Source organism: Ruegeria sp. ABV4_181 (assembly GCF_056158465.1).
The window spans coordinates 1426154-1451596 of the sequence record NZ_JBSWTI010000002.1 but is presented as its reverse complement, the minus strand read 5'-3'; the positions used below and the strand labels follow the sequence as shown (position 1 = coordinate 1451596).

The 25443-nt window shown below is 54.7% G+C and carries 25 protein-coding genes; 16 read left to right on the top strand and 9 right to left on the bottom strand.

Features of this window, described 5'->3' with window-relative positions; all coding sequences use genetic code 11:
• Positions 1-45 precede the first annotated feature (45 nt).
• The gene (gene gcvA, locus ACXAC3_RS07200) at positions 46-972 is read right to left on the bottom strand and encodes a transcriptional regulator GcvA (RefSeq protein ID WP_475158162.1); all 927 of its coding nucleotides are present in this window, start codon (positions 970-972) and stop codon (positions 46-48) included.
• A 163-nt stretch (positions 973-1135) separates the two neighbouring features.
• Between gcvA and ACXAC3_RS07195 the strand changes: the two genes are divergently transcribed.
• The 4 genes from ACXAC3_RS07195 to ACXAC3_RS07180 are packed head-to-tail and all read left to right on the top strand — an operon-like array spanning position 1136 to position 5726.
• Positions 1136-2665 (top strand): ABC transporter ATP-binding protein, encoded by a 1530-nt coding sequence (locus tag ACXAC3_RS07195; RefSeq protein ID WP_475158161.1) that lies wholly within the window; start codon positions 1136-1138, stop codon positions 2663-2665.
• Positions 2662-3747 carry an ABC transporter permease gene (locus tag ACXAC3_RS07190; RefSeq protein ID WP_475158160.1) on the top strand — a complete coding sequence of 362 codons (1086 nt, stop codon included), beginning with the start codon at positions 2662-2664 and terminating at the stop codon, positions 3745-3747. The genes ACXAC3_RS07195 and ACXAC3_RS07190 overlap by 4 nt, the downstream gene beginning before the upstream one ends.
• A 3-nt stretch (positions 3748-3750) precedes the next feature.
• Positions 3751-4683: an ABC transporter permease gene (locus ACXAC3_RS07185; protein ID WP_475158159.1), complete on the top strand. Its 933-nt coding sequence runs from the start codon at positions 3751-3753 to the stop codon at positions 4681-4683.
• Between the two features lie 14 nt (positions 4684-4697).
• Positions 4698-5726 carry a BMP family protein gene (locus tag ACXAC3_RS07180; RefSeq protein ID WP_475158158.1) on the top strand — a complete coding sequence of 343 codons (1029 nt, stop codon included), beginning with the start codon at positions 4698-4700 and terminating at the stop codon, positions 5724-5726.
• Positions 5727-6253: 527 nt separating this feature from the next.
• Here ACXAC3_RS07180 and ACXAC3_RS07175 read toward each other — a convergent pair.
• Positions 6254-6832, bottom strand: coding sequence for a dihydrofolate reductase family protein (locus tag ACXAC3_RS07175; protein WP_475158156.1), 579 nt, complete (start codon positions 6830-6832; stop codon positions 6254-6256).
• 98 nt (positions 6833-6930) lie between these two features.
• On the opposite strand from ACXAC3_RS07175, the gene ACXAC3_RS07170 reads away from it, so the two are divergent.
• The 3 genes from ACXAC3_RS07170 to ACXAC3_RS07160 all read left to right on the top strand — a co-directional run bounded on the left by ACXAC3_RS07170 (position 6931) and on the right by ACXAC3_RS07160 (position 8353).
• Positions 6931-7266 carry an ArsR/SmtB family transcription factor gene (locus tag ACXAC3_RS07170; RefSeq protein WP_475158155.1) on the top strand — a complete coding sequence of 112 codons (336 nt, stop codon included), beginning with the start codon at positions 6931-6933 and terminating at the stop codon, positions 7264-7266.
• Complete coding sequence (locus tag ACXAC3_RS07165; RefSeq protein ID WP_475158153.1) at positions 7214-7744, top strand: SRPBCC domain-containing protein; 531 nt, start codon at positions 7214-7216, stop codon at positions 7742-7744. The genes ACXAC3_RS07170 and ACXAC3_RS07165 overlap by 53 nt, the downstream gene beginning before the upstream one ends.
• 141 nt (positions 7745-7885) lie before the next feature.
• Positions 7886-8353, top strand: a complete 468-nt coding sequence (locus ACXAC3_RS07160) for a hypothetical protein (protein ID WP_475158152.1) — start codon at positions 7886-7888, stop codon at positions 8351-8353.
• A 932-nt stretch (positions 8354-9285) separates the two neighbouring features.
• Here ACXAC3_RS07160 and ACXAC3_RS07155 read toward each other — a convergent pair.
• Both ACXAC3_RS07155 and ACXAC3_RS07150 read right to left on the bottom strand, forming a co-directional pair.
• The gene (locus tag ACXAC3_RS07155; RefSeq protein ID WP_475158151.1) at positions 9286-10035 is read right to left on the bottom strand and encodes a 2OG-Fe(II) oxygenase; all 750 of its coding nucleotides are present in this window, start codon (positions 10033-10035) and stop codon (positions 9286-9288) included.
• On the bottom strand, positions 10032-10805 hold the full coding sequence (locus ACXAC3_RS07150) for a methylated-DNA--[protein]-cysteine S-methyltransferase (protein ID WP_475158150.1): 774 nt from the start codon (positions 10803-10805) through the stop codon (positions 10032-10034). The genes ACXAC3_RS07155 and ACXAC3_RS07150 overlap by 4 nt, the downstream gene beginning before the upstream one ends.
• Before the next feature lie 223 nt (positions 10806-11028).
• On the opposite strand from ACXAC3_RS07150, the gene ACXAC3_RS07145 reads away from it, so the two are divergent.
• Entirely contained in the window at positions 11029-11781 is a 753-nt protein-coding gene (locus tag ACXAC3_RS07145; protein ID WP_475158149.1) for an SDR family oxidoreductase, read from the top strand.
• Positions 11782-11885: 104 nt separating this feature from the next.
• On the opposite strand, the gene ACXAC3_RS07140 is transcribed toward ACXAC3_RS07145, so the two are convergent.
• The gene (locus ACXAC3_RS07140; RefSeq protein ID WP_475158148.1) at positions 11886-12209 is read right to left on the bottom strand and encodes a hypothetical protein; all 324 of its coding nucleotides are present in this window, start codon (positions 12207-12209) and stop codon (positions 11886-11888) included.
• Between the two features lie 74 nt (positions 12210-12283).
• On the opposite strand from ACXAC3_RS07140, the gene ACXAC3_RS07135 reads away from it, so the two are divergent.
• The 8 genes from ACXAC3_RS07135 (at position 12284) to ACXAC3_RS07100 (ending at position 18611) form a co-directional block, all read left to right on the top strand.
• Positions 12284-13021, top strand: a complete 738-nt coding sequence (locus ACXAC3_RS07135) for a helix-turn-helix transcriptional regulator (RefSeq protein ID WP_475158147.1) — start codon at positions 12284-12286, stop codon at positions 13019-13021.
• Between the two features lie 481 nt (positions 13022-13502).
• Positions 13503-14693: a winged helix-turn-helix domain-containing protein gene (locus ACXAC3_RS07130; protein WP_475158146.1), complete on the top strand. Its 1191-nt coding sequence runs from the start codon at positions 13503-13505 to the stop codon at positions 14691-14693.
• 120 nt (positions 14694-14813) lie between these two features.
• Complete coding sequence (locus ACXAC3_RS07125; RefSeq protein WP_475158145.1) at positions 14814-15473, top strand: peroxiredoxin; 660 nt, start codon at positions 14814-14816, stop codon at positions 15471-15473.
• 22 nt (positions 15474-15495) lie between these two features.
• Positions 15496-16386 carry a sulfurtransferase gene (locus ACXAC3_RS07120; protein WP_475158144.1) on the top strand — a complete coding sequence of 297 codons (891 nt, stop codon included), beginning with the start codon at positions 15496-15498 and terminating at the stop codon, positions 16384-16386.
• A 65-nt stretch (positions 16387-16451) separates the two neighbouring features.
• Complete coding sequence (locus ACXAC3_RS07115) at positions 16452-17003, top strand: GNAT family N-acetyltransferase (RefSeq protein ID WP_475158143.1); 552 nt, start codon at positions 16452-16454, stop codon at positions 17001-17003.
• Positions 17000-17758 (top strand): CPBP family glutamic-type intramembrane protease, encoded by a 759-nt coding sequence (locus ACXAC3_RS07110; protein ID WP_475158142.1) that lies wholly within the window; start codon positions 17000-17002, stop codon positions 17756-17758. The genes ACXAC3_RS07115 and ACXAC3_RS07110 overlap by 4 nt, the downstream gene beginning before the upstream one ends.
• Before the next feature lie 35 nt (positions 17759-17793).
• Positions 17794-18282, top strand: coding sequence for a GNAT family N-acetyltransferase (locus ACXAC3_RS07105; protein WP_475158141.1), 489 nt, complete (start codon positions 17794-17796; stop codon positions 18280-18282).
• A 134-nt stretch (positions 18283-18416) separates the two neighbouring features.
• Complete coding sequence (locus ACXAC3_RS07100) at positions 18417-18611, top strand: YjiS-like domain-containing protein (protein WP_170728002.1); 195 nt, start codon at positions 18417-18419, stop codon at positions 18609-18611.
• A 130-nt stretch (positions 18612-18741) separates the two neighbouring features.
• On the opposite strand, the gene ACXAC3_RS07095 is transcribed toward ACXAC3_RS07100, so the two are convergent.
• The 4 genes from ACXAC3_RS07095 to ACXAC3_RS07080 all read right to left on the bottom strand — a co-directional run bounded on the left by ACXAC3_RS07095 (position 18742) and on the right by ACXAC3_RS07080 (position 25311).
• Positions 18742-19956 (bottom strand): winged helix-turn-helix domain-containing protein, encoded by a 1215-nt coding sequence (locus ACXAC3_RS07095; RefSeq protein ID WP_475158140.1) that lies wholly within the window; start codon positions 19954-19956, stop codon positions 18742-18744.
• A gap of 284 nt (positions 19957-20240) precedes the next feature.
• Positions 20241-20999 (bottom strand): DUF4336 domain-containing protein, encoded by a 759-nt coding sequence (locus tag ACXAC3_RS07090; RefSeq protein ID WP_475158138.1) that lies wholly within the window; start codon positions 20997-20999, stop codon positions 20241-20243.
• A gap of 10 nt (positions 21000-21009) precedes the next feature.
• Positions 21010-22404, bottom strand: coding sequence for a CmcJ/NvfI family oxidoreductase (locus tag ACXAC3_RS07085; RefSeq protein WP_475158137.1), 1395 nt, complete (start codon positions 22402-22404; stop codon positions 21010-21012).
• Between the two features lie 1164 nt (positions 22405-23568).
• A complete protein-coding gene (locus ACXAC3_RS07080) occupies positions 23569-25311 on the bottom strand; it encodes a cytochrome c3 family protein (protein WP_475158136.1) in 1743 nt (580 codons plus the stop codon).
• Positions 25312-25443 lie beyond the last annotated feature (132 nt).

Here is a 25443-nt window from a genome sequence, read left to right as displayed (position 1 = left end):
GAAATGACAAAAATTCAAGCGACGGATTAGATCGTTGCGGACGCGCTAATCTTCAAAAAATCTTTGACCGACAGCGCTGTCGCGAAACTCATCTGCTTGGTCCAATAGCCATTCCCGGAACACACGAACGCGTGCACGATTGGCGTAAGTTTCCGGGCAGACGAGAAAATAGCTCTTGTTCTTCAATGCAGTGTCAAAGGGGGCGACCAGCATATTGCGTTCCAGAAAACGCGCGGCGGCCAAAAGGCTGACCAGGGCCACACCATGACCATCGCTTGCCGTTAGCAAGCAGATGTGTTCCTCGGAATAGGTAACATAGGGCTCGACATCACCAGTCTGCAAGCCAGCCGCGTCCATCCAGCGCTCCCAACTCGGATCCGCATCGGAAAACCCGCTCCATTGGTATTCGATCAGACGAGACTTCAGAACATCTTCGGGAGAGCTCAGTGACTTCGCCTTTTCCACGCTGCAGACAGGGGCTACCCAGTCATTCAAGACCCAAGCCACATTGCTGTCAGGATAATCGCCAAAGCCATACCGAATGGCCACATCCACATCGCTGGACTTGAAATCCACCAGCTGATCGCTTGACAGAACCCTTACCGAAATCTCCGGGTATTTCTCGTAAAAGCCTCGCAGCCGTGGGCTAAGCCAGTTGGCGGCGAAGGACCCGGTTGTTGAGATTGTCAATGTGCCCGCAAGGTCGTCTTCCTCCAGCGCGAGAGAGGCAGCTTCGATGTTCTTGAAGGCCTCAATGATGTGGGGCGCGTAGTTGGCCCCATCCTCCGTAAGTTTCAAGGCGCGGGTCAGCCGGTGAAACAGGGGCACCCCAAGTTGATCCTCCAGAGATTTGATCTGATGGGAAACGGCAGTCGGAGTGACGCATAACTCATCGGCGGCATCCTTGAAACTCAGATGTCGGCAGGCCGCTTCGAAGGCCTGAATGCTTTTCAACGACGGTATCTTCGCCATGACGCGCGGCTTTGCTCTCCTGGTGCGATGCTAGTTCGTCGCTCTACTCTAACCCGATTACCAGTTCTCATGTGGGCGAAATTCTCAGCTGTGAGGTGAAAACATCTAATTTGAGAAGATAGGGCATTCTCTCTTGAATTTGCGTGAAAGTTGGGAGGTTGTCTTGGATCCATTTTTGAAAGTCACCGGCATCGGCAAGTCGTTTGGCGCAGTTCGTGCATTGCACAACGTCAATCTGCTGGCCTCGAAGGGCGAGTGCATTGCGATTTTGGGCGAGAACGGAGCGGGGAAAACCACGTTCGCGAGTGTTCTGATCGGTCTGTATCAGCCCGATAGCGGTGAAATAAAAGTGGGCGGAAAACCTGTTTCGGTGACCAGCCCAGCAAAAGCTATTGAGCATGGGATCGGCATGATCCACCAGCATTTCAGCCTGGTCGGCGCGATGAACGCCGAAGAGAACATTCTGATCGGCTTGCCCAGCACAAAGAGGGGTGCCGAAGCGCGGGCGCGCATTCGACAGCTTTGCAGCGACTTTGACTTTAACGTGGATTTCGACATCCGCGTCACGGAAATGCCTGTGGGCATGAAGCAAAGGGTGGAGATCCTTAAGGCGCTGTTTCGCGATGTATCGATCCTGATCCTGGATGAACCCACCAGCGTTCTTGCCCCGACCGAAGTCGCGCCGTTTCTCAAAGGGGTGCGCAAGCTGGTCGCCAACGGCTGCCTCGTCTTTTTCATCAGCCACAAGCTCGATGAAATCCGCGAAATTGCCGATCGCGTCATGGTAATGCGCCATGGGCGTGTCGAGGGTGTTCTTCCGGTTGCGACCACGCCCACGGCCCAGATGTCAGCGCTTATGATGGGAGAAAAACCGACCAGCGAAACGGTCAGGATGCCCAAGGCCAAAAAGGCGCGCAACGACACCAGCTCAGCACCGGACGCTCTGGTTGTCTCTGATGTCTGCCTGATCGATCCAGGCGGCGCGGAAATCCTGCAGGATCTGACCCTCACCGTGAAGGCTGGCGAAATCCTTGGAATTGCCGGGATCGACGGCAACGGCCAGACGGAGTTGAGCGAGGTGATCACCGGCCTCAAAAGGCAAACCAGCGGCGCCATCCATCTTAATGGCACCGAGATATCAAGCGCCTCCATCGCTTCGCGCATTGCAGATGGCATAGGCTTCGTGCCCGAGGACCGCCATGCCGAGGGTTTGGTCCTGTCGCTCAGTGTCGAAGAAAATCTTGCTTTTCGATCCATTGGTGATGACAGGTTCATGTCTGGAGGTCTGATTTCCCGGCGCGCGATGCACGAGATCGCAAGCGACGTGGTCGCGGCCTTTGACATTAGGCCCCCTGACCCAAAATTGAACGCCTCGACTCTATCCGGTGGCAATCAACAAAAGATCGTTCTGGCTCGTGAAGTGGCCCGGGCGCGCAATCTCTTGGTCGTCGTACAGCCGACAAAAGGGCTTGATGTCGGCGCAACGGACTTTGTTCAGAACCAGATCCGTGCCGTCGCCCAAAGCGGCGTGGGGGTTCTCTATATCTCCACTGAACTTGAACATGTGCTCGACATCTCTGACCGCGTCGCTGTGATGGCCTTTGGCCGGATCACGGGTGTTGTCGATCCAGAAAACACAACTCTTCAAGACATCGGGCTCTTGATGACCGCAGCGCCGGAGGAGGTACAATGAACAGATTTACCATGCAGCGCCGGATTGCGATTGCTTTACTTATAGCGCTGAGCGTTGGCGGCGTGCTGATCCTGCTCGACGGGCACAACCCGTTTGAGGCCTATAAGGTTCTGTTTCTGGAATCCTTCCTGAATTACTGGGGTTTCTCCAATACTTTGGTAAAAGCCTCGCCGATGCTTCTAGCGGGGCTGGCCGTGATCATTCCGATGCGTGCCGGTGTGTTCAACATCGGTGGCGAGGGGCAGATCTATATTGGTGGGTTGTTCGGCGCCGTCTTTGCTTTGGCGATCCCCGATCTGCCCGGTCTATTGGGCGTGCCGCTGATATTTATCGCCGCCGCCGCAGGTGGGGCGTTCTGGGCGGCAATTCCTGCGTATCTCAAAGCCTATCGGGGCACGAATGAGGTCATTGTTACACTGCTGATGAATTTCATTGCGATCTACATCGTCAGCTACGCCGTGGCTGGGCCGCTATTGGCAGAAGGTGCGCCATATCCTTATTCCGAAGAAGTCTCAGAAGCCTATCGTCTGCCTATTCTGATACCGCGATCTGATACCCATGTGGGCATTGTATTTGGGCTGGCAATGACGGTTATCTTGTATTTCTGGCTGCGCTTCACGCCATCGGGCTTCCACCTAGACCTAGTGGGGCGCAATGCGCGCGCTGCGGCCTATGCCGGCGTGGACCAGAAAAAGACCATCATTCGCGCCATGTTGATTGGCGGCAGCCTTGCAGGCACGGCCGGTGCAATCGAGGTGATCGGGTTGAAGTACCGCCTGTTCCACCTGTTTAGCGATGGCTACGGCTATGACGGAATTGTCGTCGCCTTCCTTGCGGCTCTTAACCCAATCGTCGCGCCTTTGACCGCGCTGTTCCTTGCCGGGCTTTCTGCTGGCGCGGGAACGATGCAACGCGCCGTCGGGGTCGACAGTTCCGTCATCGAAGTGGTCGAGGGGCTCGTCGTGGTTTTTGTCGCTGCCGCCCTCGTGACACCGCGAACCAGGTTAACATCCATTCTGAAACCCCTGGCAAAAAACCTGCGGCCGCGCCGCCAAACACAACGCCAAAAGAAAGAGGCATAGGCTATGATTGATCTTGTTTTGCTGGGCGACGTGCTTGCCGGAACCGCCCGATTGGGTACGCCAATTGCTTTTGCTGCCCTTGGCGGGGTGATTGCGGAACGTGGCGGGCTGTACAACATCGGCCTCGAAGGTCAGATCCTCGCCGGAGCGCTTGGCGCCGCTGCTGGTTCTTTCGCAACGGGCTCTGCCATGATCGGGCTCGGATGCGGGATCATTTTCGGCCTGATCTCAGGCCTGCTGCTTGGGTACATGTCGATCCGGCTGCGCATCAACCAGCTGGTTGGCGGTATCGCGCTCAACCTGCTGCTGGCCGGACTCACAGCTTTTCTGTCCCGTCAGATATTTGGTGCTCAGGCCGGAGGGGCGCGGGTAAACGGATTCTCGCAGATCGATATTCCCTTCTTGTCAGATCTTCCCGTCGTTGGCCCGTCCCTGTTTTCCCAGGATCCGCTGTTCTACCTATTGATCGGATTGGCAATAGCCGCCTGGTTCTGGCTGATGAAATCCCACAAGGGTCTGGATCTTCGCGCCGTTGGCGAAAACCCGAAGGCCGCGGACTTGGCCGGGGTTCCTGTCTTTCGCATGCAATATCTCGTAATCGTAGTCAGTGGTGCCCTCGCGGCACTGGCAGGGGTGCATCTGGTCTTATCGCAAGTCTATGTGTTTGCGGAAGGCATGAGCGCGGGCAAAGGCTTCATTGCGCTTGCAGCTATCATCTTAGGACGTTGGTCGCCCATCGGCGCGATCTGCGCGGCGCTTTTCTTCGGCTTCTGTGATGCGGTGCAATTCAAACTGCAATTCACCTCGCCAGAAATTCCCTATCAGCTCTTCCTGATCTTGCCTTACCTCGCATCGCTCATCGCACTCGTGGTCCTCGGCGCCAAGGCCAGCGCACCTGCAAGCGTCGGACTGCCCTACGACCGAGAGCATCGATAAATCTCAGCCGTGACGTGAGAAACCATCGTTTTTCACGTCGCGATCCTCCCGTCACCCTGACAACACATATCCAATATGGGAGAACAACAATGCAATTGAAGTCCAAACTATTGGCGGGGCTTGCGGCACTGATGTTGGCCGGGCCTGCGGCCGCTGAGGGGATCGAACGCGCTGCGATCGTTATGCCCGGATCGATTTCTGATAATGGCTGGAACCAAGCCGGATTCGAAGGTCTTACTAAGGCAGGTGAAGCGCTCGGCTTTGAAGCCGCCTTTTCCGAAAGTGTGCATCAGCCGGAACAAATCGAAGTTCTGAGTGACTACGCACGCCGGGGGTATGACCTTGTGATCGGTCACGGCGGAGAATTCCAGGACGCAGTGGAACGTGTCGCAGCACGCTTCCCGGAAACCATGTTCATGGTGAACAACGGGCTGGGCACCAAAGACAACATTGCCAACGCGGATTTCTATTTCAGCCAAATCGCTTATCTGATGGGCTACGTCGCGGGCTCCATGTCAGACACAGGCACCATCGGCATCATCGCGGCGCAGCAGTTCAAGTTTACGACCGACACGGTTGCTGGCTACGAAGCGGGCGCCAAAGCGGCCAATCCGGACGTCAGAGTTCTGGTTACCTGGACCGGAGACTGGGACGATATCGCCAAGGGCAAAGAAGCTGCCTTGAACCAAATTTCCCAAGGCGCCGATGTCGTCTGGCCGACAATGGACAGTGCAACGCTGGGCTCCATGCAGGCCGTTCAGGAAAAAGGTGTCTATGGCATCGGCATCTATCGTGATGCGATCAACGAATGGCCGGAAATCCTGCAGTCCGCTATTTTGGATGTCCGAGGCAACATGCGGTCCTACCTGGAACTGGCAGCTGCTGGAAAACTGGAAGGTGCACTCTACCGGGCGGATATGGGCAATGAACTGGCCATGCGGATCGGGTCGTTCCACCCAGATATCCCGGTGGACGTTGTGGATGAAGTCAACAAGCTGATCGACGCCATGAAGTCCGGCACTTTGGTTGTAAATCCACAATAATGCATCCCTAATAGTCGCTCCTCCTTTCACTCTCGCCTCCAAGTCTGGGGGCATTTTTTTGTCAGAGAAATCAATGACTGAAGCCTTTCGCTTGTACCGCGTGGGACTGTGTTTCCCCCGATTTCGTCGGAGTCGCTGTGCTTTCTATTGATGGTTTTTAGTTCTGCAATGTCCGAAAACAAACAACTCCAGGACTGCCCAAGATCCAACCATGCAAAACGCTCAATCAACATCGTCCTTGCAAAATCTGTGACCAGACATTCCTGCGCATTGCAGCATCGGTAGAACTGGGCTCAGATCAGACCTCTGAGCCAATGCAGCATCGAGCAAATCAACTGTCCTTTCTTACACACGGCGGCCCAAACCGGTCACTCAACTATAGTCTGGAATGCTGCAGTCGCAGCCTGCTTTCCGGACATTCGCTGTACCAACAAAATCGTCGGAACAGTGAACCAACCGTGTGCGGACAACTCAGCCGCAAAAATGGGTGAGCGAAAGACGGTCGTTGTGAAAGCAGACAACGACACCTAAGCGCGACGATAAATCGACATCGATACTCCGTTCTTCAGTGCTGCGGATCTAACCAACGTCACTTCTAGTTGCTTGTTATTGTTCTCGACCAGCCGTTTCCCGGACCCCAGAATTACAGGAAACGTCCAAAGGCGGTACTCATCAATGAGATCGTGCGCCAGAAGGGATTGGACAAGATCGGCGCTCCCGTGAACTTGAAGCAATGGACCCTCTTCTTCCTTTAGAGCAGCTATCTCAGAGGCGATGTCGCCCGAAAGTTGTTTCGAGTTTGCCCATTCCAGCTTTGGCGTGCCTCTGGAAGCCACATACTTGCGGGCGGTATTCATCATGTCCGCAGCAGGGTCGCCTTGCGCATTGGGCCAATGCGCCGCGAAGGCATCATAGGTCTTGCGACCAAAGACGATGTCATAAGGCTGGGACATCGCTTCACGTCCGACGTGATTCATCGCCCCTGACCAGTATTGGGCGGCCCATCCACCATGTTGGAATCCGCCTGACGGGTCTTCGTCTGGCATCATCGGTGATTGAACGACACCATCGATGGACTGAAACATAAGAATTGCGAGCTCTCTCATAAGCTTCCTTTCAATGCGACTGACAGACCCGGTCCAGGGCTTTCCAGTGGGCGAATCGTATGTTACTAATTGGTAAAGTAACCGATAGGTAAATTACTTTGTCAACTGACCAACTGAGCGTTACCTTGTCCGCGTTAGCCCACCCGGTAAGGCGAGATATCTTGGCGAACCTGATGTCGGGTGAGCGCACCGTGACCGAGCTGGCAGACCCGTTTGACATGACGGGTCCGGCCATAACCAAGCATCTGAAGGTGCTTGAACGCGCGGGCCTCATTGAACGCTCGCGCGACGCTCAGCGGCGCCCGTGCAAGTTACGCGCGGATCCACTCAAGGAAATTCAGTCACTGCTGAAAGTATATCAACCGTTCTGGGACGAGAGTTTTGATCGGTTGGACATCTTTCTCGCCGAAGAGGGCCAACGAGTTGAAGAGTGACATTCCACGTGTTGGTGCCAGTACAACGCCGGAATTGGTATTCGAGCGCTTATTCAACGCGCCCGCCAAAGCCGTGTTTCGGGCATGGACCGATCCAACGCGTCTGGTCCAGTGGTGGGGACCGCACGGGTTTCACATGACGATCGAAAGCATGGACGTTCGCGTTGGCGGGACCTGGTCCTATGTCTTACACGGGCCTGACGGGGTCCAGTATCCTAACACGGCAGTCTTTGAAGTCTTTGAGCCGCCGCATCGGCTCGTTTTCCGCAACACGGGAGGGCACGTCGACGACAAGCATCTTACATGCCGGATGGTCGTGACATTTGCGGAGACGCACGGGCAAACGCAAGTCACGTTGCGTATGCAGTTCCAGTCCTCAGACAAACTGCAACGCGCCAAGAAGCGAGGTGCAGTTGAGGGTGGTGAACAGTCGTTTGAAAAGCTCGAAACTGTGCTGCTGGAGTCCCAAGGTTCCTAGCCTATCCAGGGAGCATCGTTCTGTTTCTGCGATCGTAGCCAGCTTTCCGGACATTCGTTTCGACAACGAGCCTGGCGGGTGATCGAAGTAATCAGGTCGCGGTCTTTGCTACCAAGCGCAACCTTGTGATAGCTACTGCGCATGAGCCTTCTGCACCTATCTATCAGCGCCGACGCTCCAGAGGATGTGGCGGTTTTTCTCGCTCATGTCATGGGTGGCGAAGCCCTGCCCTTTCCGCCATTTCCTAACTGCTGGATCGCCTTCTCAAAGCAGGACGACGGCACTGCGATTGAAGTCTACCCCACAACACATGTTCTGAAGGCGGGTCCAGAATCAGTATTCTGTGAAATAGAAGCGCGGGACACGAAACCGACGTTTGCACACATAGCATTATGCGCAACACTCAATCGTTCGGAGATCATCTCTTCCGCCGAAGAACGCGGGTGGTGCGCACGTATCTGCAATCGCGGTCCGTTCGAATGCGTGGAGGTCTGGCTCGAAAACAGACTGTTAGTCGAACTGCTCGACACCGAAATGCAGCAGGACTATCGCAATGGAATGACCCTTGAGAATTGGACGGCAATGTTTGGTTTGGCTCAGAAATCTTAGTCGAACCTTCATCTAGTCAGTACGGGCTAATATCTTGCTGCGGACGGCTCCAAGCAGACATCCAGCATTTGCTTCCATTGCCGCAGCAAAACCTAAGTCACAGGCGCACCGATCCAATTTCGCGCGCAATCGTGCTTCTCAATAGACCATCCCGATCACAAATGCGGGGCGCATAACACGCCCCGCACCAGTCTCTAACGCCCCTTGGCTTTGCCGGGAATGTCCATTCGTTTGGCCGCACGCGGTGGTGACTTCATACGCAGATCGCGCGGCGGTTTGGCTTTGCCTCTCACTAATTTGGCGGATTTTGGGGTGTCCTCCACAGCAGGAAGGGTCCGACCGAAGGTGGTTTTTGGTGGTTTGAAGGGCATGGTGCACCTCATGACAAGAGAAAGCTGAAGTCGCGCAGATGCACGACTGCGAACGCCCGCTAGGGGCTAGCGTCGTTTGTCCATTGTCAGAATCCTCCGCAGGAGTGTTTCAGTGCGCATTCTGTCAATCGAGGGCAGAGCGCGGCGGGATCAGAAAGTATACTGGTCCATTGTTAGATTCTCCTTTGCGAATGGCAGGAAGGTCTCAAACTACGGAGCATCTGTCAAACGTGCTCAATGAACGGGTTCAACAATTTATCAGACAATCGGCTGCCGACCGAGGCTGTGTGAATACTCTGAAAGGTCGGCGAAATACGCCGAAAACACCCTTTACGTGCATTCTCTCGTGCTTCTGAGAGAGCTCGTGGGCCGGAGTTTTCACACAGCCTCAGCCCTTGCCGTCCATCTTGTCCGGCCCATACCGGTCATCCGAGCTGTCCAGCAACGCCGCAGTGCAGCATCGCGAAAACGGACGTTGACCAGCGATCAGAGATTTGTCGCTGCTTCGAAATCAGAGACTGATGTTCTGCGCGATTATGGCTTCAGCCCACGATGCTCCGTTTACTTTGCGTCGTGGAAAATGATGCCAAGTGTGTGGCGGAGCCCTTCCTCTAGGCGAGAAACCCCGTGTCGCATCGTGACGCGATATTCCCCACGCGCACCTATGACTGGTCGCGTGTTCACCGCAAAAATCACTGCATCACCTTGGCCAAGAGAGACAACCTGCGGGCGGCTCTGCATTCGCGGCCGCTGTTCTGTCAAAACAAACTCACCGCCCCTGAAATCACGCCCGGGCTCGGAAAGCAGGCAAGCGACCTGAAGAGGAAAGAACAGATTCCCATACAGGTCTTGATGGAGGCAATTGAAATCGCCTTCCACATACTGAAGGAGCAAGGGGGTCGGACGCCCCTGCCCGCTTCTATGACACATATCCAGGTAATCGGAGTGCATTTCTGGGTACTGAATGCCCGTCCCCATTCGCTCGGCCCATGTGTTGGCGATCGGCGCGAGCCGAGCATAAAGCGTGCGTCGAAGCTGACTGATGACACCAGGCAGCGGGTAAGAATAGTACTTGTACTCTCCTTGCCCAAAGCCGTGGCGCTTCATGTGAATATGGCTGCGAAAGATGTCCTCTTCCTTGTATTGTCTAGCGATCCCTGTGCAGTCTTCTCTAGTGAGTAGTGAAGAAAGTACGGCGCATCCGTCACGGTCAAGCTGCTCGTGAATGGCAGCCCAGTTGTATTGGGCCACCCGCTGTTCCGGTCTACCGACCAATTGTTCGCCCAATTCATGAGTTTTGTGCTTGTTCATGCCGCAGCCTCCAACTGAAGGAGTTGTTCTTTCCGCCCTAATCCCCATCGGAATCCTTTGGATGTGCCGTCGGCATGTACAACGCGATGGCACGGTACCAACACCGCAAAGCGGTTCGCGCCACATGCCGCACCAACGGCGCGGGCTGCGTTCGGCTTCCCTATTGCGTTGGCAATTTGGGCATAGGTCGCGGTCTGGCCAGCAGGGATTTTTCTGAGCGCATTCCAGACGTTCTTCTGGAAACGCGTGCCCTGAAAATCCAAGGGGATTGCATGAGGTGATTTCGGGTTTTCGACGATCGCAATCACGTTAGATATGATCCGCATGGCTGCGTGGTCGGCCTGTAACTCAACAGCATTGATGTACTGGCCACAAAATTCCTTGCGCAGGGTGTCTGGACTGTCTCCGAGCTCAACCGACATGACTGCACGCGGTCCAATTGCAACCAAGCAGTATCCGATTGCGGTCTTCTCGATCGCGTATCCGACAAGTTCTTCGTGTGGTTTTCGAGGCGCTTGAATACCACCGCAGCGCTTGAATGCCCTGAATCCGGCAGCTTCTGCGTGTTCCGGTCCATCGAAGAAAGCGGTGTTTTCCCGCTTTGGCAGTCTCGAGGGACACGAAGGGCGGCAATAGACGCCGGAAGTTCGGACCGCAAAGACAAAACGACCGTCCAGAGAGGTGTCATTGTCTTTGACGGCGTTCCATCTGTCATCATCGCTCAATGCGGATTCAAGTGACTGCGGAAAATCTGATGTGTGCATCGTCATCGGGCAAATCTCCATTAGTTTCTGAATGGGGCGATGTTTGGGACCCAGAGTTAGTCTCAGGTCAAGCTCGCCACTTCTGCTTTAGTGATATGTTTGCCCATCGAACCTCACGACCCGTTTCTTGCGCTTCCCGAAGGCCTGTGGATCGGAAGCGCAAGAAACGGGTCGTGCCGAAACTGGCACACACTTATCTCCAGCTCGAAAGTTCCGAACTGGAGATACTATGCTACTTGAGAAAAAAACCGTGATTATCACAGGTGCAAGCAGTGGAATTGGTGAGGCAGCGGCTACGCTTTTTGCCGCAAACGGCGCCAGTGTCGTGCTTGGCGCGCGGAGGGAAAGCCGTTTGGCTGGCCTCAGCAACCAGATCCGCGAGCGCGGCGGCAAAGCAGCCTTTCTGGCGGGTGATGTCGCTGATGAGGCCTACACAGGAGAGTTGGTCGAAATGGCGGAAGCTGAATTCGGCGGGCTTGATGCAGCCTTCAATAACGCCGGCATCATAGGAGACATGGGACCGATTACAGAAATGACAAACGCCAATTGGGACAGTGTCATCGAAACCAACCTGACCAGCGCGTTTCATGCGGCAAAGCATCAGATTCCGGCACTGAACAAGCGGGGTGGTGGCTCAATCGTGTTCACCTCAACATTTGTTGGGCACACAATCGGTCTGCCGGGAATGGCGGCTTATGCCGCTTCCAAAGCGGGTCTTATTGGGCTGACACAAGTTCTGGCCGTAGAACATGGTGCCGAGAGCATTCGTGTAAACGCTCTTTTGCCGGGCGGAACAAAAACCGAAATGGCGGGCGACGATCCCAAGACGCACGAGTGGGTAGCCAGAATTCATGCTCTTAAACGTATGGCGGAAGCAGAGGAAATCGCGAAGGCCGCCCTGTTCCTGATCTCAGATCAGTCCTCGTTCGTGACGGGTAGTGCCATGACTGCTGACGGTGGCAACTCCATAACGAAAGGTTAGAAGCGCAATCCACGGCTCCGCATTGACCGGGCCGTGGACTGACAATTCTCTGGAAGCTCTGTCTCCTTGTTGGTCGAACGGCATAAAGCTTTCTCGGCTTGTTGCTACTTGCTTCCTGCCGATAGAACGCTGAGATGTGAGACGCCGTCGTGAGGGTTCTCAGGGTCGAACTCCATGAGGGTGAAGTACGCTCCGCATACCGCCGACTGCTCTGCCTTACCCATGGCTTCACGTGCATGTTGACCGGTTTCCCAACGCACGATGTCCGCGTACTTGCCGCCCCCCGTTCGGACGAGATCGTGGGACACGTAGCCAGGCTGCAGAGCAAGAAATTCTTCACGCATCTTTTCAGCGCCCGCTATCAAGTCTGCTTCTGTTTTGCCTACCACGAGTTTGATCTCGGCCATTTCAATCACTTGCTCACTCATGAGTCTCTCCTTGTATTTGAGGTCGCAATAGAGACTTATAGACAAATAGGTCATTATATGGCGTATTTGGTGATGTGAAAAAGTCGACCACACTTTCCCGCCTCCAGCGCCTGGATTTACTCGCAGCAAGGTTGAAAACAGACGACGCCCTGATTGTGCGTGAATTGGCGGCTGAACTCGGGGTGAGTGAGAGGACACTTGGACGCGACATCGAACTTCTGAGAGACCGCGGCCTACCAATTGAAGCGGATCGTGGGCGAGGCGGCGGTATTCGCTTGCATTGGAGCTGGGGCATTGGGCGGATCAACCTAAGCTACCAAGAGGCCGTTGATCTCTTGGTAAGCCTTGCAGTTATCGAGCGTTTGCAGTCGCCAATCCTCTTGGCCAACCTAACGCCGATCCGCAGGAAACTGATGGCGTCGTTTTCCCCAAAATCATCGCATGAGATCAACCGATTGAAATCACGCATACTCATTGGGGAGACAGCCTCACTCTTTGTGCAGGCCAGCATTGCTCAACAGGCTTCCTCGGGTATCGAGAGATTGCACCAGGCTTTCCTGACATGCCACTCGATCGAGATCGAATACGTTGATGCAGAAGGAGAAAGAACGACAAGGGAAATTGAGCCGCATTATCTGCTGCTCAGCTATCCGGTGTGGTATGTACTCGCTTGGGATCAGGATAAGTACCAACCGCGCACTTTTCGATGCGATCGAATTCGGTCAGCGAGAATAACACATTCGAAATTCCAGGTGCGTGCTCGGGTTGATTTCAAACAGAGTCTGGAGGGACACGACTTTAACATTCCATAGATATGCATGGCTTCCAGCGGAAATGGAGGCCCCTCAAAACACCGGGAAGGTTGGTCTTCGGTGCAGCACAGAAGAAAAGGCAAGAACTGAGCTGTTGAGCACGGCCAATTCCTGCCAATTGGCAAGGTGCAAAACTGCTGCGCCCACAGGCCGCAAAATTGACCGTCTCCAAGCTAGCGGCCGCCTTTATAGTTGGACCCATAATCGCAGCTATGTTGCGTGATGTATGCATTGGCTCTCATCCAGCGTCAGGGCTGCTTCCTTGTTTAAGCCTCACGTAGTTCGTCCGCAATTCTTCTTGGTAACTCCAAATGCAACGGTTTTGAGCTCTGTGTCTGACTTCGAGCCTCACCTACCTTCTCATTGCCTCTGTGCAATTTCACAAAAAATTGTTCATTTGCCGCTGCGGGGTGAGGTATTCCCGACTTTTGTCTAGCAATATGCGCGCGCATATTCTGCCAAATTATTGTTGGTGAATTCAATGCAACTATTGATCGATGATTGGCGTGTAGACGTAGCCGCCAGAACAGCGACGCGCGGGGGCGAGAAAAGACAGCTTTCGCCTCGGGCAATCAAGCTACTGCAAGTCTTGGCACAGGCGGAAGGCGCGGTGGTATCGCGCGACCAGCTTCTGGAACAAATTTGGCCCAACGTGTTTGTAAGCGACGAAAGCCTGACACAGGTCGTTTCCGAGCTTCGCCGCGCCCTGAGGGACCGTGACATCATAGCGACCGTGCCGCGCGGAGGCTACTGGTTGACGCGACCCGTATGCGAACGGGCACGTGATGGTTTAGAGTTATCGGAACTGGGTACATCTGGGCTGGAGGCCAGAGCCCTTTGTCTGGAGGCCAGGGATGAGCTCGTGCGGTGTGGACCCGGCGCCATTCAGCACGCTGAGACTCTGACGGCCGAGGCTGTTGAACTCTGCCCAAACTCATCCGAAATCCGCACAGAGCGCGCTGTTGCTCTCATCCGGTCGCACCTGTACTGGTCCGAGGGCCGCAACACGCTGCCACAAGCGTTATGCGATGCCCAGTTCGCCGTTCAGGTTGCCCCAACCTCTGCGCCAGCACATTCCGCATTAGGGTATGCCCACAGCTCAGCAGGCCATTGGGACGCGGCAGAGGCCGCCCATCAGCGGGCTTTGGCCTCTGACCCATATTGCGCTTCGGCCTACCACTTTGCGGCCTGGTTCCTGATGTCGCGCCGACGCCTTCGCCCAGCCATCAGGTTCTTTGAACAGGTTGGCAATCTGGAACCGGCGAACATCAAGGGCTATCTCCATGCAGCTCAGTTGTCGTCTGCGCGCGAGCCCGAGCGCTCCCGGCGAAATGCAGAACGCGTTCTGGTGCGCGCCAGGCACCGGTTTGAGGCCGACCCATCAGACACACGGGCCCTTGTGGCGATCGCATGTGCGATGGCGTTGCTTGGCGAGAATGCTTCCGCGTTTGCAACAATTGAATCGATTGACACAACTGGCAGCGCGCAAGCCGTTTATCTGGCGTCTGCGCTGTCGACGATAGGGGAAACAGACCGAGCAATCTTGACGCTCGAGGAACTGTTCGACCACGGATGGCGGGATCTGGATTGGCTCTTTGTCGATCCAGCATTCGTGTCCTTGTCATCGGATCGCCGGTTCACACGGATGCGCGACAGCCTCAAAGCGGCTTGAGACACGTTTCAGAACTCCTTCAGACTTCTTTCAGGTATCGATGCGGCGCCGCGTTTAGGTGACCGGAACCGGCCCGTTTCGTCGGGCAAATTCTGACAAGAGATTAAGGAAGGAAGAAAGATGCCTCTGGCAATCAACAGCGAAGCGCCGAATTTCCTGGCCAATTCAACCGAAGGCATGATCCATTTCCACAATTGGATCGGAGACAGCTGGTGCGTTCTGTTCTCGCACCCAAAGGACTTTACCCCGGTTTGCACAACCGAACTGGGCGTCGTGGCGCGCATGAAGGCCGATTTCGAACGCCGTGGAGTCAAGATTATCGGCCTGTCGATAGACCCGGTCGAAGAACACGAACGTTGGGCCGAGGACATCTGCTCGGCAACGGGACAGGCGCCGAACTACCCTTTAATTGGCGACAGCGATCTGAAGATTGCCAAGCTGTACGGCATGTTGCCTGCGGATACGGGCGGGTCGGCCGAGGCCAGAACTGCGATGGACAACGCAACGGCACGTACGTTGTTCATCATTGGACCCGACAAGAAAATCAAACTGACGATCTCTTACCCGATGACGACCGGGCGCGATTTCAACGAAGTGCTGCGTGTCATCGACAGCCTGCAACTGACCGCACGTCAGCAGTTGGCGACACCCGCAAACTGGAAGCAGGGCGAAGATGTCGTGATCGTCCCATCCGTTTCGGATGAGGAAGCACGCAAGCGTTACCCAGATGGCTGGAAGGCACCTGTGCCGTATCTCCGTCTTGTGGAAATGCCCTATTAACGAAAGACTTTGGAGAAGACTTATGGAACCGAAACTGAGCCGCAGAGCCTTCGGTGCTCTTGCTCTGAGCACGACAGTCCTGGCCATCCCAAAACTCGGCCTTGCAATGACGCAAGAGTATGCAAACCCGAGTCTTTTGGCTGAACCGGAAGACCTGGCCAAAACCCTGTCATCCACGCCAGATGTAGACTTTGTGTTGGTCGACGTGCGCTCCCGCGAAGAATACGACGCGGGCCACGTTCCAGGTGCGCGGCATCTTGATCCAAACGCCGTCGTGGCAAAACAAAGTCCCGTTCCCGGAGCGTTGCAGAGTTTTGCCGATATCGAAGCGCTGCTGGGCAATATAGGCATATCTGCCGACCGCAGGATTGTCTTTTACGACGATCGGGGCGGCTTCCACGCCGCGCGCATGCTGTGGTTGATGGAGTATATGGGTCATCGCGACATCGCTGTGCTGAACGGTGGTTGGTCGTCGTGGCTGGAGGTCGGGGGAACGGCATCCACCGATCCCGAGCCGCATGACACCGCGGTTTATCAAGCAGCGCTTAGCCCACGACGCCATGCATCGGCTGCGGATGTTCTGAACCACCGCAATGCCTCAGACGCGGTGTTGATCGACGTTCGTCCCACCAAGATGTTTGACGAAGGCCATGTACCTTGGGCGGTCAACATCCCATGGGCCAAAAACCTTGGGGAAAACGGGCGTTTTCGGCCAACGGAAGAGCTGTTGGCGCAATTTGAAGCCAATGGTGTGACTTCTGAGAACGACGTCATCATGCACTGTCAAAATGGGCTCGCATCGGCGCATAGCTATGTTGCCCTGCGCCTTTTGGGGTTCCCGCGTGTGCGGGTGTATCATAGGTCGTGGGCAGAATGGGGCAGTGATCCTGCGCTTCCCAAGGCCACATCCTGACAATGCGGTGCGCGCTTCACAAAGGCGCGCACCAAGCACAATTTGAACCAGACCAAGCAGAACCGATGTTACCTGTTCTTAGATTCCACCGTGGCTGGTTGCGGCCAGTGAGCAGGGCTGATGCCGGCTTTTTGCGGGGACTTCTAAATCTGCCAGAGGTGCGCAGGTATCTTTGCGATGACAAGGTTCTTACTGAGATCGAAGTTGCTGCTTGGTTGTCTGAAAACGAACAATTTGAAGCCCATAGTCTGGGTCTTTGGGTAATCGAAACAGAAACCCTTGGCGCGGTTGGACTGGCGGGTCTGACACCAGTCGCAGGCCCACACCAAAGCGATGCTGAGATGGCTGGCAGGATTGAGCCAACTATCGCGCTCGAGCCAAGGGCCTGGGGTCAGGGATTGGCGCGGGCGGCTTTGACCGCGCTGATCCATTATGCACGCGATGACTTGAAGCTGACCGGGCTCGTAGCCGCCGCGGATGCGCCGAACGTGGACTCACATCGAATGCTTACGGCCTGTGGATTTGAACGCTTTGGCGAGACCTCGGGCGTTTTGCACCAACTCACCCTCTACCGGCAGAGGTTTGTCCGACCTACCCATGGGACAGATACAGAATGATGCCCAGGCCCACGTATGGCTTCTTTGCGCTGACGTTCGCGCTTTCTGTTCCGTTTTGGGTTCTGGGCAGTATTACGGAAGATCCAATACTACCTGGTCTGCCTTCAAGCGCCTTGATGGTGCTGGCACCCGCTGTGGCCGCACTCCTGCTCGTGTTCAAGGAAAGTCGACTTCGGGAGGTATACCAGTTTCTCATGCGATTGATCGACTGCAATAAGATGACGCTTTGGGCCTGGGGTGTGTCTCTGGGGACTATGCCTGCGGTTATGGTGGGATCGGGTGTTTGGCTTAGTCTTGGCGTGCAAGACTTACCTGCACAACAAATAGACCCATCCCAAGTCTTGCTTCTTTTTGGGGTGTTCCTGATTGCCGCCATGGCTGAAGAATTGGGGTGGACCGCCTTTGCTGCGCGGTCTTTGTGCACCCACCATGGGTGGGTTTTGGCGGGATCAATACTTGGGGTTGTTACAGTCCTCTGGCACATCATCCCCCTGATCCAAGTTGGACGGACATGGGATTGGATCGGGTGGTGGGCCTTAGGCTCGTTCGCGCGCCGAATTCTCATCTTATGGCTCTATGTCCGCGGTGGTTACAGCGTATTCTCGGCGTCGCTCTTTCACGCTATGAGCAATGTCAGTTGGATGATGTTCCCCGTTCAGGGATCGCATTTTAACCCACCAAGTGTTGCAATTATCTTGTGCGCGATTGTGTTGGCGGTTCTTACCGTAGAGGCACGATCGTTGCGATCCAGATAGTCTACGACGCGATTTACAGAACAAAAGGTCCTTTCATGACCCAGATCCAAATAGTGCCATATGACGCCTGTTACAAGAGCCAAATGGTTCATCTCGCGCTGCGGGCTTGGACCGGTGTATTGGACAGGACTGCCGAGGAAGTACCGGATTTCGTTTTCGACGCATTCTACCCCGATGGATGGCGGGTCAGACAACGATACGATGTCGGCGACTTGCTGGACACCGAACCCCACAATGTCTGGGTCGCGCAGGCTGATCGGGTTGTCGTCGGCTTCATCGGGCTGCGTGTTCGTCCAGAGGATCGGATGGGAGAGATCGCGATCATCGCTGTCGACCCTGATCACCAAAGACGTGGCATTGCCAAGCGCATGATGCTTTTTGCAGAGAAGCACTTCTCAGCATTGGGCCTGTCGATGGTTATGGTCGAGACGATTGGCGACAGCGCTCATCTACCTGCACGTCGTACCTATGAAACGTTTGGGTTCGAACAATGGCCGGTTGCGCGTTACTTCAAGAAACTCTGAACAGGTCGAATGAGCATCCTGAAGTTTGATTTGGGTCGAGTTTCAGGAGTTATTCAGCACAGTTTCAGGTCTTATTGGCACCTACCAAGCACCTTCTGTGGGTAACTCGAAGAAAACCCGAAGGAGCTCATTAGGTGGATAATGCAAGACCCCAAGCAGGGCGATCGGCTCAGCACAGATCAAGTTTTCTTCGGCGCTTTCGCCATGCGCTTAAGGTGCGTCGACAGCGAAACGCGCTGAAGAACCTTGATGATCACGCGCTACGCGACATCGGACTATCCAAAGGCCAGGCCCGAAGAGAAGCAAAGCGCAAAATGTGGGATTTCTAAAAACAGCAAATCTGAAACAAGTGCACTTGCTGGACAGTATGACAGGTTCGTTCGGCGGAAGTTCATAGGTAAGCTCAGATGGCTTGCAATAGCTCCCAGGGCGAATCCTTCTGCAGAAGCGAACGCTGTTTTAGGCCGCAGCAATCGGAGCCGCGAGGCGTTGAAACCTTCGGTTGGTCCGCAACCCAGTAACCATGGGCTCTTGTTGCAGCCAGCGGCCATGCCGAAATCCCTCATCAAGGGCGTTTTCGAGCGCATCCAATGCACGCGTCTCATCTTTCAAAATTGCGTAGCCAAAGAACTCGTGAATCAAGCAAATTGACTGACTGAAGCGTGGCTTCGAAAGGAGGCTCCATGCTCGTTCTGGTTCTCCCGCAAGCGCGAGGGCCGGACCAAGCGTATATCGTGATCGCGGCTCGTCGGGATCCTCAGAAAGCCGTTTTTCCAAAGCCCTAACGCAACGCTTCGCGACTGCTGATGCCCTAGCAACATCGAAATAATAGGTGGCACGCGCCGCGAGGAACAGCGGTCTAGACGGGTCCGAAACAAGTTCAGAAGATTGCAGGGCCAAGCTCGCTGCATTGCGGTAATCACCTGCCACAAATGCGACCCTTGCAGCAAGGTAATGGGCTTCACCACTTTTGTCCGAATACGCCAGGCCCTTTGCCAACGCTGTGTATGCGCCGGAACCACCTTCGAAAGCACCCATCGTAAACCCATGGGCAGCATGCGCCAGAGAGTTTTGAGGGGACAGCTCAACCGCGCTTTCAGCATGTTCATTGGCAATCTGCATGTTCTCCTGACGGGCAGCTGAATAAAGCACCGCATGAACTAGCATAATCGCGCAGGTCGCATGCGCCCACGACGATTCCGGTGCGAGACCAACAGCTTCTTTTGCGCACTCATACGCAATGATTGGTGCGTCGGCGTTACCGCGAACTAGAGCTGTTTGCGCCTCAAGCAATGCGCAATACGCGTCAAGTGGTAGGGTTGGTTCATCCAAGTTAAGGGTTGGAGAAACATCTTTGTCGAAAATCGGTTGTTCGCGCAGCCGATACCCTGCCTTGGGTATCGTCTCGATCAAAGACCGATCGGTGCCAATATTTGTAAGTCCACGCCTGATTTCGGTAATCGCTTGTGTTAGGCTTTCATCGGTGACTATCACATCTGGCCAGACGGTCTCTAAAAGAGTAGCACGAGAGACAACCTGCTTATTCGCTTGGGCAAGAACCTTAAAAACGCTCATTGCGCGTGGCGACAAGGTGACCTCAGTCGCGTTTGCAACGAGGCGGCGTGACGATGTGACGACACGCAGATCAGCAATTTGGAAGTCGGATGCTAACATGCTCTTGGCTTGAAAGTGAAAGAACTTAAGCGGCACTATAATAGCGCGCTGAAAATTAGGATGCGACCGATATTCTAATCTTAGCTCTAACATTAAGTGCTAGTCGGTCAAGGGAACGCTCCGGTAGCTCTTTCAGTCATCAGATTGAAAGACGTGCGTTGTGGTTTCGGTCGTGATCGGCCGTCGACTAATCGCCTTACGCTGCATGGTAGCTTCAAGGAAACAGACATTTGTAGTGGCCTGTCGCATTCTAAGTGACCGGCAATTCGAAAACTGTATGCTGGTTAGTTGTTGATACCGCCAGAACCGACATCACTTTCGTCTTCGTGTTGAGAACCAAGAAGCCATGCGAAGACTTGTCGGAATTCCTGCCGCGCTCTGCCTTGCATACAGTGGCCATGGGAAAGGATGAGATTGTCGAAATCCCAAGTCAAAAGGGTTTCGATGCTTTGCCGCAGCGCAGATCTATCTCGAATGCTCAGCCTAATATCAAGGGGCACTCCACCCTTCTCGCCAAGGACCCCAACAATCTTCTTAACCCAACGCCAGAACCTCGGGTCACGATCTGCGAAATGTTTCTGAATGAGATCGGTTAGGATCAAGGTGTTCGACCGCTTGTGTAAAAAGTCGACCTCATCGACAACGGTATGTCCTTCAATTGCAAGGTGGGCAATCTCATTGGCCCAAGATGGCCTGGTCGCATTCGTCAGCAAAGTGTCGATACGGATATCAGGGTGCCGTGCTGTGAATTGCGGCGACGCCCAAACGTGAGCTGCTGGAACGATGGAGCTCCAAGGCGTTATGCCGATGCTATGGATTTTGATCGGTGCCACCAGATGCTCAACTGGCCCTAACCGCTTTAACGCATCTCGCCGCTCCTTTGTCGGCAAGACCGGGGAGTGAAGCCAAAGACCACCGGTTTCTAACTTCACGACGGTCATCCGCGTGGTGAAAGGGAGCGCACCGAACATCCGGACATCATCACCGTCGACCGTCCAGATATTTGGGCCAAAAGGTTTGAGCACCGTGTCGTCCTGCAACATGTGCATGGCCCTACTCGCCTTCAAATGCCAACAGAATGCGGTATTCGATACTTGTTCTGCGCCCGTCCTGTTCTGCCGGTGCGGTCGGGGCTGTGAAGGCACCATGCGGGCAGGACCAGTGTTCTTCGCCTGGTTTGCCATCATAGGTCTTGAACAAGACAGACTCCTCAGGTCGCATGAATGGAAACCAATACCATTCGTGCGCCGAGTTGGGGCGATAGTAGCCGATCTCGCCGTCCCGATTTCTGTAGTGAACGGTTATCGGGATGAAATCGTCATTCGCAACTGTGTTGATGTCCACGAAGCCAAGCGGTGTTGAGTGAACCACCCCGGAGACCGATTGCCAAAGATTGGCCACGACGATCCGGGCGTTCGCCCACTGTTCGGCGACATCAGGTGGAAGCAGTTCATTCAGGCGCCGATGACCGGCACTCGGGCCGTAATCAGCGTGAACGACACGGATCGGAGGACGCAGGCCTGGACCCCGCTCGGTGTGGCGCACTGTGTGGTCAAACACGCGCGCAAAACTGGCTCCCAACCGGTCCTTCAGGGCCTGTTCGATCGCACCGTATGTGGCGCGGGCCTCTATGTCATCGGGCGGGTAAAAAAACACCGCCGGGGCCGGAATAAGTTCGAAGCCTTGACGCTCGAACGTAGGTGTCGACGGTTTCTCTCGACCGTTCCGCATCGTCACCTGTTCTGTCACGGTCATGTCGATATCAAGGTAGGCATCCGTGTCGCGCGGTACGTTCTCCGCGGCGTATGACACCTCGACATCAAGTTCATTTGGAATACGCTGTTGCAATGCATCGCGGGCCAAAGCGACAATCGATCTGTCATCAAAAAGATCCACAGGCGGTCGACCATCTTCCATGTTATCGGTAAGCCACCGATCAATCTGGACAAGGGCACCGACAATTGCCTCGGCAAGGATTGGAACGGGGAGATCCGTTCTGACCGCACCGACGGCACGACCGTCCCGCAACCTATTGCTGACCGCAGCACGAACCCTGTTTGTCAGGCGGGCGAGTGCCCGCGTGTGATCCCCCCGGCGGAAGAGATCCCGAAAAAGGGCGGCTGCATAAGGATCGTTGCGACCGAATGCAGAAGCATGAACGACACCCGCTTCAAGTGAAGCCCAGAACTCCTCGGCGGATTTGACACTTGGCGCTGACTCGAGAGGATCGATGATCGGCGCCATCGTGCGGTCAAGGGCTTGGAAAAAAAGGTCCTCTTTACCATCGAAGTAATAAAAGATCTTGGCCTTGCTGATGCCGGCCGCCGACGCGATCTTCTGAATCGATGTCTCTTCATAACCGTTCTCCGCAAACTTTGCGGTTGCGACGTTGAGCAAGGTGTTTCTTTGCTTGGATTGGGGCGAACTTTCTTCTTCGCTTCGGCGCATCACATTTCCTCTCGGTGCGGTCCTTGACATCAGATAATGTGATTCTGACCATCGGTCAACACATTGGTCTGACCGATGGTCAGTTTGTTTAATGCCCCTCAAAGACGTCAAGCGGCAACTGTCTCTGTTGCCAAGTTTTGATCTGATGACTGGATCAGCCTTGAGCCGTACGCGTAAATTCACGTGCAAGCTCCCAACTCACTCACCGAGCATGTTCTACAGTTCGGTCTTTAGCAGAACCCAATGTAAAATTGCTGGTAGAAGCATCGCATCTAAGCGACAGATAAAGATGTAAACAAAACAATATGTTGACTTCTTACCGAAGAAACTGTGTTCGTAATCCGGCGGAATTTGACCAATACATGTATGGGTTGTTGAATTAAGACCACTCTTCTGGTAATTGGACGAACCGGAAACCCTGATACAGGAGAGATCAGATATGCTGAATTGTCAGACCTCAATGCTTCGCGCGGCAGGCGCAGTAGCCCGTTAAAGCGGTCTGAAAGGTTTCCAATCTGAAGGCCGCCTCGTGAGCGGCCTTTTTTGTGTTTTCCTCATGTGGCGGCTTTCCATCATTTTATGGAGAGAACAATGCCAAGCTTATCACTTTACATTCCAATCAACCGGTCGCGTGGCTTCTTACTGCGGCTAGCGGCTATCTTCGGCCGGCGATCAAGTGCAGAACAACCTGTTCTACTCAGAAAAGCCGAGCTGCCAGCTCACCTGAGGAAGGACGTCGGCCTTCCCCCGGAGGTTGAACACCCGCCTCCTTCGCACCATCGGTTCCCTTTTTGAGGAATCGATCAAGCAAGGGCAGCTTTCTGCCCTTGCTCTTAACGATCGTGACGCATTCGGAATGATCCCGCGAATTCGCCTCCTTCAATTGTAGGATCGAAGTCAGCAGAAGCGCCGCCAATCCCCTGACCGCATGTACGACAATCTCTGACCTACTATCGTAGTCACTTTGGAACGAGGTCGGCCCGGAGCTGCCGTTAACTACAGTTTGCACTTTGCAGTGTAGCATTTCACAAGCGGTCATTGATGTTCCGCGCGATTTTTCGATAAATTCACCTCATCAAAAGCATCAAGGTGCAATCGAACCGATAATTCGCAAGACGGATCAGGCTTATCCTGCAACTGATCCATACACGTCACCCTTCTTTTTCATCGCAAACTCGAAGCTAGCGCAGAAAGCGAAGGGTCATCTGGATTTATCAAAAGCGCGCGGTCTAACACCTGCCTTGCAGTATTTAGATCGCTTGTCGCCGCAGCGAGACGTACCTGCATCACCCACGCATCAACACGTTGTGGATCGAGATGAGTTACTTCTTCAAAAGCCATTTGTGCGGCCGCTAAGTTGCGCATCGACAAGGCCATCCCACCCAGAACCAAGTGAGTTTCTGGAAAATCTGCGCGGTTGAGCAACGAGCTTCGCCATTCGGTCATGGCCTGTTGCAATCGCTCTTGTTCCTGGCGAGACATTTGCAATCCATTCGCTGACAGCATTGCCCGCGCTGCTGCAATCCTGACTTTCCGGAACGGATCCTCCAACAAAGGCAAAATTTTTGAAATCTCGTTTTCGTCGGCATCAGCTAGCAAGCCCACCGCACTGGCGCGAACCATCGGATCGGAATCATCCAACTGTCCAAGAGCCAAATCTCTCACATCCTCCGCCATGTCCTGCTGTAACAACCACAAGGCCGTTGCACGAACAATCGCAGGCTGGGCGGTGTCGCGTGCTAACTGGGCAAGATCATTGCTAGCCGCACCCGAACTGGTGCGCGCCTTAGCGAACACCTGCGCGAAATGTACATCACGATTTACGCTTTGCGGATACCAAGCCTCTACAGTCTTTGCGGCCCATTCGGAGGTTTGATCCGTATGGCAATCGGTGCAAGTATCCGGAGCCCCTGTCTCTACCGTAAGATCTGGTCGTGGGATGCGAAATCCGTGATCCCGGCGCCCGTCAACGCCCATGTAAATCTGCTCTGGCATATGGCAGCTTTTGCACTCTGCACCTTCCGAACCCATAGGATGAAAGTGGTGGCCCGGATCGTCATAGAGCGCGCGTGTTAAGCCAGGAAACTCTTCCCGCCCTGCTAGCGAATGACACTGGGTGCATACATCATTTCCTTCGGCGATGAGCGTTGCAGAGTGTGCGTTATGGCAATTGGTGCAGCTGACGCCGCTGGCATACATTTTAGACTGCAGAAAAGAACCGTAGACATAGACTTCGTCCAATATTTGGCCGTCCGAATGATAAAGACCAGGTCGCAGTAGCGCGAGGTTGTAGTTGTCGTGATACGATGATCCAGGCAGCGGATTACCGTCTCCAAACGCCTCACGACGAGAATGGCACGTAGCGCATTGCTGGATCGTCGCCTCCGCGCCCGCGTTGAATTCCAAAGTCAGTCCGAGCGCGTTCAATTGCCCGTTGCTATTGGTAAGTTCGCTTCCTTTGGCCCAGTCCAGATGAGCTGAGCCGGGACCATGGCAGGCTTCGCAACCAACACCGATTTCGGCTTGGGTTGATGCGTAAGTACGCGTGTTCGGATCATAGTTCTTCTCAAACCCGGTAGCATGACATTCGGCGCATCGGGCGTTCCAGTTTTTGTAAGGCCCGGTCCAATGCAATCCGTCATCCGGCGGCAGGTCCTGATCGGGATAGAGGTGATACCAGCGTTCGTTTTCCACGTCCCAGACCACGTCGAAGCTTTGCAGCCGGCCTGGCTCAGTTTCGAACAGGTATTGCTGAAGCGGAGCGATGCCCACAACGGAATGCACCGGGTATTCAGTTGTGAGATCGTCCTTTTCAGTGACGGCGGCGCGATATTGCACTCCGTCGGTACTGAACCGGACGTTCATGCCATCATGGCTGAAGGAGGTGCCATCGAAATCTGCAATCACCGTATTCGGCGCCGGAGCGCTCCATGCCAGCGCGTGATGCGAACCGCTCCACGCAGCGGCGGCTTCGGTATGGCACTTGGTGCATTGCGAAGAGCCTACATATTCAAGCTCTCGCGCAGATGATCCGGTGGG